12 protein-coding genes are annotated in these 14,090 nt (G+C 64.5%); 5 read left to right on the forward strand and 7 right to left on the reverse strand.

Going from position 1 to position 14,090, the window contains the following annotated elements; all coding sequences use genetic code 11:
• Window positions 1–82: 82 nt before the first annotated feature.
• The 4 genes from WHH00_RS14450 to WHH00_RS14465 form a co-directional block, all read right to left on the reverse strand.
• Window positions 83–1,153, reverse strand: coding sequence for an alkene reductase (locus WHH00_RS14450; protein WP_231457035.1), 1,071 nt, complete (start codon window positions 1,151–1,153; stop codon window positions 83–85).
• 124 nt (window positions 1,154–1,277) lie between these two features.
• Window positions 1,278–1,844 carry a hypothetical protein gene (locus WHH00_RS14455; protein WP_406633826.1) on the reverse strand — a complete coding sequence of 189 codons (567 nt, stop codon included), beginning with the start codon at window positions 1,842–1,844 and terminating at the stop codon, window positions 1,278–1,280.
• A 418-nt stretch (window positions 1,845–2,262) separates the two neighbouring features.
• Entirely contained in the window at window positions 2,263–2,925 is a 663-nt protein-coding gene (locus WHH00_RS14460; protein WP_406633828.1) for a DUF6318 family protein, read from the reverse strand.
• Between the two features lie 211 nt (window positions 2,926–3,136).
• Window positions 3,137–4,861: a purine-cytosine permease family protein gene (locus tag WHH00_RS14465; protein WP_406633830.1), complete on the reverse strand. Its 1,725-nt coding sequence runs from the start codon at window positions 4,859–4,861 to the stop codon at window positions 3,137–3,139.
• Between the two features lie 210 nt (window positions 4,862–5,071).
• On the opposite strand from WHH00_RS14465, the gene bioB reads away from it, so the two are divergent.
• The 4 genes from bioB to WHH00_RS14485 all read left to right on the forward strand — a co-directional run bounded on the left by bioB (window position 5,072) and on the right by WHH00_RS14485 (window position 8,062).
• Complete coding sequence (gene bioB / locus WHH00_RS14470) at window positions 5,072–6,091, forward strand: biotin synthase BioB (protein WP_406633832.1); 1,020 nt, start codon at window positions 5,072–5,074, stop codon at window positions 6,089–6,091.
• A gap of 322 nt (window positions 6,092–6,413) precedes the next feature.
• A complete protein-coding gene (locus WHH00_RS14475) occupies window positions 6,414–6,848 on the forward strand; it encodes a pyridoxamine 5'-phosphate oxidase family protein (RefSeq protein WP_406633834.1) in 435 nt (144 codons plus the stop codon).
• Window positions 6,849–6,877: 29 nt separating this feature from the next.
• Window positions 6,878–7,306, forward strand: a complete 429-nt coding sequence (locus WHH00_RS14480) for a very short patch repair endonuclease (RefSeq protein WP_406633836.1) — start codon at window positions 6,878–6,880, stop codon at window positions 7,304–7,306.
• 345 nt (window positions 7,307–7,651) lie between these two features.
• Window positions 7,652–8,062, forward strand: coding sequence for an Hpt domain-containing protein (locus WHH00_RS14485; RefSeq protein ID WP_231457397.1), 411 nt, complete (start codon window positions 7,652–7,654; stop codon window positions 8,060–8,062).
• Here WHH00_RS14485 and WHH00_RS14490 read toward each other — a convergent pair.
• Complete coding sequence (locus WHH00_RS14490; protein ID WP_406633838.1) at window positions 8,035–8,805, reverse strand: response regulator transcription factor; 771 nt, start codon at window positions 8,803–8,805, stop codon at window positions 8,035–8,037. The genes WHH00_RS14485 and WHH00_RS14490 overlap by 28 nt on opposite strands.
• Window positions 8,806–8,898: 93 nt before the next feature.
• On the opposite strand from WHH00_RS14490, the gene WHH00_RS14495 reads away from it, so the two are divergent.
• On the forward strand, window positions 8,899–10,557 hold the full coding sequence (locus WHH00_RS14495; protein WP_406638618.1) for a sensor histidine kinase: 1,659 nt from the start codon (window positions 8,899–8,901) through the stop codon (window positions 10,555–10,557).
• Between the two features lie 28 nt (window positions 10,558–10,585).
• On the opposite strand, the gene WHH00_RS14500 is transcribed toward WHH00_RS14495, so the two are convergent.
• Window positions 10,586–11,851: a 5-methylcytosine restriction system specificity protein McrC gene (locus tag WHH00_RS14500; protein ID WP_406633840.1), complete on the reverse strand. Its 1,266-nt coding sequence runs from the start codon at window positions 11,849–11,851 to the stop codon at window positions 10,586–10,588.
• Window positions 11,838–14,069: an McrB family protein gene (locus WHH00_RS14505; RefSeq protein ID WP_406633842.1), complete on the reverse strand. Its 2,232-nt coding sequence runs from the start codon at window positions 14,067–14,069 to the stop codon at window positions 11,838–11,840. Before WHH00_RS14505 ends, WHH00_RS14500 begins: the two co-directional genes overlap by 14 nt.
• Window positions 14,070–14,090: the final 21 nt, after the last annotated feature.

A 14,090-nucleotide genomic window follows, 5' to 3' on the forward strand; every position in this document is an offset into this window, starting at 1 on the left:
CGCCCGCTGCCGGGACAGCACACCGCGCAGCCAACGACGGCGGCACCCAAGCCGGGTGCCGCCGCCGTCGTTAACTGCCGTCCTAGTTCTGGTAGGCGGGGTAGTCCGTGTAGCCCTCCGCACCGTCCGCGTAGAACGTGGAGGGATCCGGCTCGTTGAGGGGAAGGCTTTCCTTCCAGCGGCGGGCGAGGTCCGGGTTGGCGATGGCGGGACGGCCCACCACGACGGCGTCGGCATGTCCGGCGTCCACCAGTGACGCTGCCTCGTCGCGGGTGGTGATCACGCCGAAGCCGGTGTTGACCAGGAAGGTCCCGCCGAAACGGGCCCGCAGGTCCTGGACCAGTTCACCCGTAGGCTCGTGGTGCAGGATGCTCAGGTAGGCGAGGTTGAGCGGGGCGATGCTGTCAACCAGTACCTCGTAGGTGGCACGGACGTCAGCGGCGTCGGTTTCGGCGATGCCCTGCACGTTGTGCTCCGGGGAGATTCGGATGCCAACACGGTTGGCGCCCACGGCTGCCACCACGGCGTTGACGGTCTCGATGACGAACCGGGCACGGTTCTCGGGTGAGCCGCCGTAGCTGTCGTCGCGCACGTTTGAGTTCGGAGCCAGGAACTCGTGCAGCAGGTACCCGTTGGCTGAGTGGAGCTCCACGCCGTCGAATCCGGCCTCGATGGCGTTGAGAGATGCGTTGACGAATTCCTGGATCACCATGGGAAGCTCGTCGGTGGTCAGTGCATGCGGCACCGGGTAGGGCTGCTTACCCTGCGGGGTGCGGACGATGCCGTCGATGGCAACCGCGCTGGGCGCCACCAGTTCAAGTCCGCCGGTGATGTCCGGGTGCGAAACCCGCCCGCCGTGCATAATCTGGGCGAACATGCGGCCGCCTTCGGCGTGCACGGCATCGGTGACCTTCTTCCAGCCGGCAACCTGTTCCTCGGTGACGATGCCCGGCTGGCCGGCGTAGGAGCGGCCCGCCGGGGTTGGAAAGGTGCCTTCGCTGACGATCAGGCCGAGTGACGCGCGCTGGCGGTAATGCTCTGCCACGAGCGGACCGGGAACCCCTGCCTCACCTGCGCGGAGCCTCGTCAAAGGTGCCATGACCAGGCGGTTCGGAAGCTCAAGTTCGCCGAGGTTGAGAGGGGAAAACAGCATGCGCGGTTCCTTTCGAAGGCTAAAGACTTACTGCCTTGGGCAACCGGCATGCAGGTGCAACTATTCCGGTTGCGACGGGAATCACAGCAGGCGGACGGGCAACTTCGAGGCTTAGGGGATTCCGCTACCTTGCCGCCCCTGGGCAGCCCTGGCCCTGGGGGTTGGCATTGCAGTCGTCGGCGTAGTTGCGCGTCAATGAGCGCCACACACTGATGGTTTGCGGAGGGGCGCTGAACTGGCCCTGGCCAGGAATCGGCAGGGGCGGTCCGGCGTTGACCGAGTAGGTTCCCTGGAAGGTGGTTGTCAGCACCACCTGGAAGTCGCCTGTTGCTCCGTAGGCGTAGCTTGTCCGGGTTTTTTCGCCCCAGCGGTCCTGCGGCAGCGGGCCGCCCATGGAGGACTGGGGCCCGAACACGGTGCCGTCGCCGTAGTCCCACGTGTACTGGACCGGGGTGGCCACGATGTGCACCTGCTGGCCAAACATGGTGACGTCGAACTGTTGCTCGGCCGCCTCCGCGTAGAAGTTGGTCTCAGCGCCCCGCAACGTGTGCGGACTCGGTTGGGCCACGACCGTTCCAGCGTTGACCGGAAGGCTCTGGAACTCCCGCTGGATGTCGGCTGCGATCCTGGGCAGCAAGTCCTCGGGCCTGGCGTCGAAAAGGCAGGTGGGGCCGGAGTGGTGAGCCCACACGGCGCCGGGTACACCTCGGGGCCTCGACAGCCAGGTGACCGGAATTCCATCCTCACCGTCGGGCCCGTCCTTGCACTCCAACTGCCGGGCTAGGCAAGGAGTATCGAAGTCGCCCCCACCGAGGTGGCACTGGAGTTCGTACTTGTACTCGTTGGGGTCGGTATTTACAGTGCCCGGCTCGGCACGGGAAAAATCCCCTGATCCCGGATTCAACTGCCATCCGCTGACGCCGGCTCCCCCCGAACTCCAATGACCTTTTGGAGGCGAAGTCACGGGCTTCGGCATAGCGGACGGCTCGTTTTCTTCAGCCAGAGTCAATGAAACGATTGCGGATGAGTCAGCGCTTGCCCCAATTGGCATAATCACCGAGCAAAGCAGAAATCCCACGGAGAAGATCCGGAAAAGGACTTTCATGTCGTTAACCGACGATCGGCTCAACTGTTTGAACGAACCAAGCACCGTCTCGGAATGCCACCAACATCAGGCTCCCGGAATCCGCTGGTTTGGGATCCATGCTGTCTAGCGACTTGTCTGGGTTGTAATAGCTCAGCGGCTCTTGCGAGACCTGTACGGCAACCTGATAGTTGCCGCCAGGGGCCTCGTTGAAAGTGGTGTTGACAGAGGGTGTGGTCACCCTTCCACCAACCAGCCAACGACCGTCTTGATGCCACCCTTCTTGAACCTGTTTTGCTCGTTCACACATGGTGCAAGAGGAACTAGTGACGGCGGATAGGGGCTTCGTGTCGCCGGTTTCGTATCCATAGCTCAGAAGCTCAAACCAATACTTCGCGAACGCTTCGAGCCCCTCCTTCGTCTCCGTCTTCGCCACCTCGGGCAGCACGGGGACGGGGACGTTTTGGGCGGGGCCGGAGGCGTCGGCCGGCTTGTACACGGCGCTGGGGGTGGGGGTCGGGGTGGCAGATGAGCTGGCCGTGGCCGATCCCGTAAGCGTGGAGGTTACAGTCCCGGGGTCCGCCGGCGCCCCGCCCGCGCATCCGGCCAGCAGCAGCGCCGCAGCAACAACAGCGCCCGCAGCAGCTGAGCGCATTCTCAAAGGCGTAGAGACGTTGATCGATGTCATGGGCCGCTAATCCCCCAGTAGTTTCAAGACGGCTAACTCCGGACAATGACTTAAGGGTAGCCCAGGTCACATTTGGACGATAAGACTTATCCACAGCGACGGCCAAAGGTTTATCACCACAGAGACAGTAAAAGTAGCCATAAGAAAAGCCGGCGCATGAACGCGCCGGCTTCCCTACTTCAAAGCACTTTCCAGTGGCCGCGAAGGCCACCTACTTCTGCGGAGGCAACACCAGCTCCCCTGTCTTGTCCGTGGACAAGGCGAGCGACGAGACATACTGCGGGCCGCCGTCGGGAGCGTCCTGCGCCGACCGCACCATGTCCGGACGCTCAAACTCAATGCTCGTGACGTGGCAGAGGAGCTTCGCGTCGCTGGGGTTCCCGTCGGCGTCGAACATCGGCAGGTCGATGCCGTCGTCCGTCCGGCGGAGGTAGTACCGGCCGCGGGTGGCGAAAGCCAGCACCGGCGGAAGGACCAAGGCCAGGCCCACCGCGAAGATCGGCGAGAACGGCTGGATCGCGGAACCAAAGGCGCCAAAGAACACCGCAATCGAAATCCCCGCGGACGCCAGCATCGAAATGAAGCCCACTGGGTTTACGGCGTACAGCATGCCCCGCCGGAATTCGGGCACCTTGGGGGAAATCTTCAGCAGGTACTTGTTGATGGCAATGTCGGACGCAACCGTGACCACCCAGGCCATGGCACAGTTGGCGTAGAAACCAAGGATGCTGTTGAGGAAGTCGAACATGTTGGCTTCCATCAGGACCAATGCAATGGCCAGGTTGACCACCACGAACACCATGCGACCCGGGTAGGTCTTGGTGATGCGGGTGAAGCTGTTGGTCCAGGCCAGCGAACCCGAATAGGCGTTGGTGACGTTGATCTTGATCTGCGAAATGACCACCAGCACCACCGCGAGGGTCATGGCAAGCCAGGCCGGCATCATTTCCCGGTACACACCCAGGAACTGGTGCACCGGTTCATTGGCTGTGGCAGAGGCCGCAGGATCCAGCGTTGCAATGAGGTAGATGGCAATGAACAGGCCCACAATCTGCTTGATGGCCCCAAAGATCACCCAGCCGGGTCCGGCCAGGATGACCGCCCGCCACCACGCACCCTTGTTGGCTTCCGTGCGCGGCGGCATGAAACGGAGGTAGTCGATCTGTTCGGCAATCTGTGCCATCAGGGACAGGCAGACGCCGGCAGCCAGCATGACGGAGGCAAGGTTCGGGCCGCCGTCGCCGGATTCTCCGGTGTAGGCGAAGAAGGTGTTGATGCTCTCCGGGTGCGAGACCAGCAGGTATCCCACCGGCACCACCATCAGGAGCAGCCACAGCGGGGTGGTCCACACCTGCAGCTTGGCCAGGGTGTTCATCCCGTAGATCACGAGCGGAATGATGATCACGGTAGAGGCGGCGTACCCAATCCACTGCGGAATACCCAGGCCCACTTCCAGGCCCTGCGCCATGATGGAGCCTTCCAGGGCAAAGAAAATGAACGTGAACGTCGCGAAGATGACGTTGGTGACCACCGACCCGTAGTAGCCGAAGCCTGAGCCGCGGGTGATGAGGTCAAGGTCGATGTTGTACCGCGCCGCGTAGTATGCCAGCGGGAAGCCGGTGGCGAAAATGATCACGGCGGCCACCAGGATGCCAAAGATGGCATTGACGGTGCCGTACGCGATGCCAATGTTCGCGCCGATTGAGAAATCCGCCAGATACGCGATCCCGCCCAGTGCACTGGTTGCCACCACCCCAGCACTCCACTTCCGGTAGGAGCGCGGCGCGAACCGGAGCGTGTAGTCCTCCAGGCTTTCCTTTGTGGCGTTCAGTGCGGCAGCGTTGCCCGCCGCAGCCGCGGGAAGGCTTCCGACGACGGCGCCACCCGGCTGTGCCGGCGGGTCCAGCAGTTGCGTTGTCTCTTTGTCATTGCTCATGGAATTGCGTCGCTTTCGTCTCTAAGGGATCTGATGAGACGCTATTCGGCCCGAACGACAGCGTGGTCACGGGGTTGTTTCAGTGGCGTTAATCCTTGACTTTTGCTGTAAACAAAACGGGTTCCCCTACGTTGTTGCCTTTCCACAAAACCGGCCCTTCAGACCCGAATTACTGTCAGGAAAGAGACGCACCCGAAAGCTAGGACGGCAATGACACGCACTACCCACACCCCGGAACACCCAATCCTGGAAACCGCCCGGCAGCAGGTCCTGGAGGACGGAATCGGCCTCACGGAAGCACAGCTGGTGGAGGTTCTGCGGCTCCCCGATGCTGCCGTCCCCGCAGCCCTGGAGCTTGCCCACGAGGTCCGCCTCAAGCATTGCGGGGAGGACGTGGAGGTTGAAGGCATCATCTCCATCAAAACCGGCGGCTGCCCCGAGGACTGCCATTTCTGCAGCCAGTCGGGCCTCTTCGACAGCCCCGTCCGCGGCGTCTGGCTGGACATCCCCGAACTGGTCAAGGCCGCCAAGGAAACAGCAGCAACCGGGGCCACTGAATTTTGCATCGTGGCAGCCGTCCGCGGGCCGGACATCAAACTCATGAACCAGATCAAGTTCGCCATCGACCGCATCAATGAGGAAGTGGACATCAACATCGCCTGCTCGCTGGGCATGCTCACCCAGCGCCAGGTGGACCAGCTCGCTTCATGGGGCGTACACCGTTACAACCACAACCTGGAGACGGCACGGAGCTACTTCCCCCAGGTGGTCACCACCCACAGCTATGAGGAACGGCTGGAGACCTGCGCCATGGTCAAGGACGCCGGCATGGAACTGTGCTGCGGGGCGCTGATCGGCATGGGTGAGTCACTCGAGCAGCGTGCGGAACTGGCGGCGCAACTCGCTGCCCTGGAACCGCATGAAGTACCGCTGAACTTCCTTAATCCGCGGCCGGGCACGCCCCTGGAAAACCAGCAGCTGATGGACGGCAAGGACGCCCTGCGCGCCATCGCCGCGTTCCGCCTGGCCATGCCCCGCACCGTCCTGCGGTACGCCGGAGGCCGGGAGCTCACCCTCGGCGACCTGGGCACGCGCGAGGGACTCCTGGGTGGGATCAACGCCGTCATCGTCGGCAACTACCTCACCACCCTGGGCCGCCCCGCCGCCGCCGACCTCAACCTGCTGGTGGACCTCAACATGCCCATCAAGGAACTCCAGAAAACCCTATGATCCCCAACCGCTCCACAAGCCCAACCACCGGCGGCTTTTGCGGCCACTGCGGCAAGGCGCACCCGAAGGAAACGTCCGACGGCGGCAGCGCACCGCCGTCGGACGTTCCTGCCCAGGGAGCGGCTCACCAGGAGTGCGCTGCCCGGCTTCAGCTGGAACCGCCGCGCTACTGCAGGCGGTGCGGGCGCCGCCTCAAAGTCCAGGTATCACCGCACGCCTGGAGCGCCACCTGCTCACGGCACGGAACCTCCACCTCCTGACCGGCACCCAAAGTTCCCCAACCCCTCTGGCGCGTTTCTACATTAGGTAGAAGAATGGCTCCATGATGTTTGAACATGTGGATGGACAACCCGTATTGGAACTCGACGACGAGCAGTCCTGGCGCCTGCTGGAGGGCACCAAGCATGGGAGGCTGGTGGTCTCCGTCGCGGGAGAGCCGGATATTTTTCCTGTCAACTACGTCACGGCCAACCGGAAGATCTACCTGCGGACGGCGCCGGGGAACAAGCTGGCCCAGTTGACCATCAACTCCACGGTTCTCTTCGAAACGGACGGCATCCTCTCGGAGGAGGCCTGGTCCGTGGTGCTGCGTGGAAAGGCCCGCGTCCTCAGCAACTCTGCGGAGCTGGCAGCGGTGGAAGAACTGGGGCTGAAAACCTGGGTGCCCACACTGAAGGATTTCTATGTGGAGATTGAGCCCACGGCCGTGAGCGGCCGCCACTTCGAGTTCGGCGAACAGCCCGAACGCGAAATCTAGGAGATCCTAACCGCTCCTAGACTGAAGGCATGGCGGATAAGCTCACTCCTGAGCGGCGCAGCTGGAACATGTCCCGGATCCGGGGCAAAGACACCAAGCCGGAGCTGCTGGTGCGCAGGCTCCTCCATGCCAAGGGATACCGGTACCGGCTGCACGGCAAAGCTGGCGCCGCCCGGCTGCCCGGCAACCCGGACCTGGTGTTCGCCGGCCGCCGCAAGGTCATCTTTGTCAACGGCTGCTTCTGGCACTTCCACGACTGCCGGGTGGGCCAGCACGCGCCCCAGGCCAACGCTGAGTTCTGGGCCGCCAAACGCAACCGGACCCGCGACCGGGACGCCAATCAACGCCGCCTGCTCGAAGATGCAGGTTGGCAGGTGCTCACGGTGTGGGAATGCGAACTCAAGGACAGTTCCGCCCTGGAAACGGAGCTGGTGCGCTTCCTGGAAACCGGCCGCTGAGCCGCTCCGGCGTGCCTGCTCCCATCCAGAGTCACCGCCCGTAAAAGGATCTTGAGCGAATCTTTGGGCATTCCCGCCGCGGTTCTTGCGTGCGGACCGGAAGGATGGATGGGTTCTCCGGACTGCGGACCGGGCATGTAAATGGGAGGCCAAACCAGGCGCGAAATTCGGCGCAAAGCCACGGGCTCAGGGCGTCAGGGGTAAACCCGCAGTCTCATCAAGAAACCCACAATTCTGTTTCTAAAACCCGTCGCGCGAAAGCAACGCCCCTAACCTGAAGTGAAACATATGCCCCACCTAATCGCCCCCTTCCTGGAAGGGACTGTTTCCGCCGAAAGGACCGTCATGAGCGCCGCAGATGATGCCCCCCGGCCCTTGGTGGACCAGTCGGTTCTCGATCGGTTGAGGGAGGAGCTGGAAGAGGACGAGGGGTACTGCAAGGTCTTCGTGGGGAACTTCATCGAGTACCTGCCGCACCGGATTGGACGCCTCCGGCTGGCGCTGACCACGGGAGACCTGGAAGGTTCCGTGGACGCAGTCCTCAGCCTGAAAACCTCCAGCCAGATGGTGGGCGCCGAGCGGCTGGCCAGCCTGGCCATGGACCTGGAGGGCGAGCTCCGCCGCGAAGCCCGCCACTCAGATGTGGCGGTTGTCCTGCCGCAGCTGGCCGCCGCATTCCTCCGGCCCATCAACCAGTGCAGCCGGCAGACCATGCACCGGCTGCAGTCTCAGTGCTCTCCCGGCGCCAGGCGGTAACCCACGCCACGGACGGTCTGCAGCCAGCGAGGCTTCTGCGGTGAATCGCCCAGCTTCTTGCGCAGGTTGCCCATGTGGACTTCGACGGACCGTTCGTCCGCCTCACTGATGTAACTGCCGACGTCGTAATCCTCGTCCCGCAGCCGGCGCACCAGGTCGGATTTGGTCCGGACGGTCCGGCCCGCTTCCAGAAGGGCGTGCAGGAGTTCGAATTCGGTGCGGGTCAGGTTCATTTCCTTGCCGTCAACAACCACGGTCCGGGACGAGTAGCTCAGTTCCAGCCCGTTGTGGCTGTAATTTCCCCGCTCAGGATGGACGGCTCCGCCGTCGGCTGCGGCATCTGCGGGCACAGCGTCGGCAGGATCGGCGACCGAACGGGGACGGCGCATCATTGCGGCAATGCGGGCGCGCAGCTCCCTGGGGCGGAACGGTTTGGTGAGGTAGTCGTCCGCCCCGGACTCCAGCCCGATCAGGGTGTCCAGCTCCTCCGTGCGGGCCGTGAGCATCACAATGTAGGCGTCTGAAAATTCGCGGATCTGGCGGGACACCTCAAAACCGTCGATGTCCGGCAGCCCGAGGTCCAGGGTGATGACGTCCGGGTTGAGGTTCTTGGCCACAAGGACACCTTCTGCCCCGCTGCTGGCCACGCTTACGTCGAAACCGGCCTGGGACAGCACAGTGCGTACCAGTTCCCGGATGTCCTGGTCATCCTCGATGACCAGTCCCACTCGTGCATCACTCATAGCGCCCCCTCAGCAGCCAACGTCTGAAGTATAGCTGGCTGCCGATATCCTGCTGGCATGGCCTCACACACCCCGCCCCGCAAGTTCCGTGCCATGGACCACCCCGCGGCCTGGTCCTCGGGCAAGCTGAGGTTTTTCCGCCGGCCCTTCCACGAGTACCGGCTGACGGACCGCGTGGCGCTGAGCCAGATGCCCTTGTTCGTGACGACGCTCCTCACGGCATTTTTGGTGTGGGCTTTCTTCCCCGTCACCATGGACAACCCGCTGTTCGTGACCTTCCTGGTGTCCCAGCTCGTCATCATGGCCCTGTGCTACCTGGTCCCCTGGGACCGGCTGCCGTACACGAGTTTCCTCATCATTCCGCTGCTGGACTTCGTCTCCATTGCGGTGGGCCGGGAGGGCGGCGGGCAGGAGAGCCTCACCGGAATCAGCCTGCTGGCTGTTTTCCCGGTGATCTGGCTTTGCGCGTCCGGATACTACCCCCGGACGTCCCTGTGGCTGTCCTTCCTTGCCCCGCTTGCCATCATCTGGGTTCCGCTGCTGCTGGAGGGAAATCCGACGCCCCAGGACCTGGCGCGGTCCCTGCTCCTCCCTGTCATGATGCTCGGCATCGGGGTTTCGGTCAGTGTGTTGACGCTCAGCATGACGCGGCAGCAGCGGGAACTTGAGGAGAAGGATGCCCAACTGCAGGACAACCTGCGCACCAGCCAGCGCCAGGGGGCATTGCTTAACACGATCCTGGAGACTGTCCACCTGGGGGTCCTTGCAGTGGATGCGGACGGGCACGATGTCCTGATGAACAGGAGGCAGCGGATCAACCACGAGCTCGCGCGGCCCAAGGACATCGCGGACCCGAACGAGTCCCAGCTGCTGGTCTTCGGGCCGGACCGCGTGACGCTGGTCCCCGTGGAGGAACGGCCGGTCCGCCGCGCGGTCCTCGGCGAAACTTTCACGGATTACCTTGTGTGGTTGGGCACGGGGAGCGATCAGCGCGCCTTTGTGACCACCGCCCGGGCCATGAAGGACAACGACGGCGCGTTCGCCGGTTCCGTCATTGCCTTCAGTGATGTGACGGACCTGGTGAACGCCCTGACGGCCAAGGATGATTTCGTCTCCAGCGTCTCGCACGAATTCCGGACGCCGCTGACCTCGATCCTGGGCTATGTGGAAATCCTGCTCGGTGATGAGCCTGAGGACGTCCAGCGCGACATGCTCGAAATCATCCGCCGCAACTCCGAGCGGCTCCTGACCCTGGTTTCGGACCTTCTCTCCAGCCGGAACGGCCAGCTGATCGTGACGCCCGAGGCCGTTGATGTGGCAGAGCTGGTGCGCTCCAGCGTCTCCTCGGCCATACCCCGGGCCGCGGCGTCAGGAGTGGCACTGGAGGCCCACACGCCGGAACGGCTGGAGGCCCATGTGGACGGGCCCAGGATTTCGCAGGTGCTGGATAACCTGGTGTCCAACGCCATCAAATACTCCCCTGACGGCGGCAGCGTGATGGTCTCGCTCGCGCGGGAGGACGGACACCTGGCATGCCGGGTCACCGATACCGGCATGGGCATGAGCCCGGAAGACGCGTCCGAGGTTTTCGCCAAGTTCTTCCGTGCCAGCACTGTCCGCCGGACAGCCATTCCCGGCGTGGGTCTGGGCCTGCCGATCAGCAAGGCCATTGTTGAGGCACACGGCGGGACCATTGAAGTGGACAGCGCCCTGGGCGAAGGGACCACCTTCACGTTCCGGGTTCCGGCCTAGTCCCCACCCGCACCCTAACCTCGCAAGCTCAGCCAGGGAACCCTGCGGGCGTGGACCCAGCCTGCCGGACCACCTCGCCCCAGGACTGGCGTGCCAGTTCCCGGACGGACGCGAGGATTTCCGACGGCGGCCTGGACAGGTCAAGCGGGAACTCCACAATGTCGATGTCCGTGTTGAGGATCCGGCGGAGCTTCATCTCACCGGCGCCGGCGTAGACCAGCCACGCAGTGGGGACGGCAAGCGCCGTGCAGTGGGCCAGCATCTGGAAGTGGTCCACGGTCAGGGAGGCGCCGGGATCAGCGGCCGCCCTGTACTTTGCGTTGTACACCACCACGGGCCGCCCGCCCAGGAGGTGGACGGCGTCCGACCGCACCGAGAGCCGGTCGGCGTCGTTGACTGCCTCGCTCAGGAGGGTGCTGAACTGGAGCCTGAGCTCCCCCGGGTAGGCGGCCATCGCCTCACGAAGTGCGGTGCCCACGAAGTCCCCGAACACCTGGGCCATGTCCACCACAAACGAAGCAGCCTGCTGGGTGCCCTGGCCCGCTTCAGCGGAGGCGTTGCGCAGGATCAGTTCAGCCAGGCGCAGCACGGGGTGGTAGCGGAGGTTCATGCGGGTGGCTTTCCACCGCGGCAGGGGCGCTGCTGCTGGAAGGCGCGTGACGGCGTCGAGCTTTCCCTTGAGCTGGCGCAGCCTGCCCAGCACCTCCGGCCGCACGCCCGGCACCTGCCCCATCCGCTCCAGCGCCGCACGCAGGATGCGGTTTTCGGCAATGTCCTCGGTGAACTCGTCGTAGGACACTTCCAGGGGCACCAGCATGCCGGGGCGCCTGGAAACCTGGTCGGATATGCGGATACGCCCCTTCACCGTCCGGAGCGACTCGTCCACCGTGAGGTAGCCCTGCAGGACCCCGCGTCCCAGGGCCCGCCCGGCCAGCTGCGCCAAAGATTCGGCGAGTGCGCTCCACAGCTCCCGGTCCTCCACCGCGGCCACCGAGTCCGGGCGGAATCCCTGGTCACCTGCATAGCTGAGCAGGAACAGCAGCCGGCCCAGGCCCAGCCGGTCCTTGGGCCGGACATCCAGCTGCACTGTGGGAGTCCGCACGGAACCCACTTTGCCCACCGGTTCGATCCGGTACAGCCCTAGTCCCATCGGGGAGGCTTTTGCCAGCCCGCTGGAGTTAAGGAAGGAGGCGCTGGCGGGATCGAGCCGTTCCACGATGCCGCGGGACAGTTCATCCAGGACCAGGTACCGGACGGGGGCGATACTGCCGGCGCCTGGGTCAGCCCCGGGCAAGGCGTTCCAGCAGCCGGTCCAGCCCAAAGCGCTCTTCGAGCTGGGCCCTGGTGAGCTGGCCGTGGTAGTGCTCTTCCAGCAACGGCATCAGCTCGTATTTCCAGATCCGGCGCAGGCCCGCTGGGTTCTGGGCGGCCGGCTTCATGAAGTAGGACGGACCGATCATCAAATCACGGTCCCACTCGTCGATGGCACTGTTGAGGGCATCGAGCAGCAGCGCGGGCGTGGCGTCGAGCTGCCGGGCCTGCAGGAACCGCCATAGCGAGCCCTTCACCGGCTCGGTCTGGGGGTGCAGCTCGATGAAGGAGAAACGGCGCCGGATCGCCGCGTCCATCATGGCGATGGAGCGGTCCGCCGTGTTCATGGTGCCAATGATGTACAGGTTGTCCGGCAGGGTGAACGGCTCGTTGGGGCTGTACTGCAGGTAGATCCGGTCGTCCCGGTATTCGAGCAGGAAGTACAGCTCGCCGAACACCTTGGCCAGGTTGGCGCGGTTCATCTCGTCAATGATCAGGAAGTACGGCTTCTTCCCGTTGCCCGGTTTGGCCGCTTCTTCCGCGAGCCGGCGGAGCGGTCCGGCGACGAGTTTGAAGGACACCTGGCCTTCGTCCGTCTTGTCCGGCCGGTAGCCCTCGAAGAAGTCCTCGTAGGCGTAAGAGGGGTGGAACTGGACAAGTTTGACCCGCTCGTCGGTGGTGTCATCAGCCAGTTCCGCCGCGAGGTGCTTGGCTAGGTAGGTCTTGCCGGTGCCCGGCGGGCCGTAGAGGACCAGCTGCCGGTTCTCCTCCAGCAGTTCGGCGATCTCCTGGAGCGGCTCAAGCTCCATGTGCAGCGTGTCGGCGAACTCGCGGGTCAGCGGGCGGAAGCCCTCCTGCACGGGAGGCGCGACGGCGGCTGCTTCAGCGTCGTCGTCGGGCCCTGTTTCCGCCTCTGCCGGGAGCAGGGCCTGCAGCGCCTGCACCACCTTGGTCACGTCCACGACGATTCCGGGCGTGGCCAGCTGCCGCTGGATGTGCCGGGGCAGGCTGGTGGTGGCGTGCCCTTCGTCGAACCAGCGGACCTTGCGGCGCAGGCGTCGGTTGTCGTCATTGTGTTCGGGCTCCCCCAGCACCACGCCCAGGCTCACCGTGCCCGCGTGCTGGTACAGCACCAGGTCCCCTGGTTTCATGACGGTCAGGAAGGCAAAGACAGCCGTCTTGGTGTCCTCGCGCTCCACGTAGCCCAGGTGCCTGTAGTCCTCGTCCACGGCGTGCTGGACCAGCCCTGCGGTCACGCCGGGATCCAGCAGGCGGAGGTGTTCGACGTCGAGGGTCACCTTCTCCTCGCCCTGCCAGGCGGTGAGCAGTTCGGTGTTGTCGCTGTGCGTGCGCAGCAGCCAGGCCCGCCTCCCGGGATCGCCCACCTTTCGCCACTGGCTCACCAGCTGGCGGGAGTACCAGTCGATGCGCTGGCCAGCCTGCTCGTCCAGGTGCAGGCGGATGCGGTGGATGTCCGCGGTGATGTCCTCTTCGGCGTCCCCCTTGGCGCCGCCCACCAGGGAGGCAAAGGCATCCCGGATCTCCTGGCGTTCCACGTCCGCCACCACGGGCTCGAAGTAGCTGGGGCAGGTAAGGAACTCGATGCTGCGGCGGATGGCGGGCTGGTCGTCCGGGGTGGCGGCGGCCAACCGGTGGAACTCCACCGGGTCCTGCAGCGCGGCAGCGATGGCTGCGGTGGGCTGCTGGTCCACGTGCTGCACAAAGCGGCACAGCCATTTCAGGTGGTCCCAGATGGTCCAGTTGAACTCCGCCGTGCGGTCCCTGATGACCCCGTGGTCCGTCATGCCCCGGTAGAGCTCCTCCGGCAGCTCCAGCGTGGGCTCAAGCCAGGACGCGGCCTCGGCCACGCGGGCACGCTTGACCTTCAGTGACTTCACCTCGTGGGCCAGCGGAAGGGACTGCAGGAACAGCAGTTCGACGGCCAGCTGCTTCGCTTCCCGGGAGGCGCCCGCCAGGTTTTGCCGGAGGTTAGTCATCATGGGGGCCTTGGTGTCCGGGGTGCCCCGTTCCAGCCGCTCCAGGAGCTCGGCGGCCGCCTCCGATGTCCAGGTCAGGGTCCGGCCATCCAGCGCCGACGGCTTGCCCACCAGGCCCGGGCCCAGCACAAACCAGGCCGCATCCTCGATCTCCTGCGAGATGCCGAGGGCGCGGGTCATGGCAGCAGTGGAGGTGGGGGTCATGCCTCCAAATTTACAGGGTCA

The sequence above is a fragment of the Pseudarthrobacter quantipunctorum genome (assembly GCF_045291495.1).
In the GTDB taxonomy this organism is placed as follows: domain Bacteria; phylum Actinomycetota; class Actinomycetes; order Actinomycetales; family Micrococcaceae; genus Arthrobacter; species Arthrobacter quantipunctorum.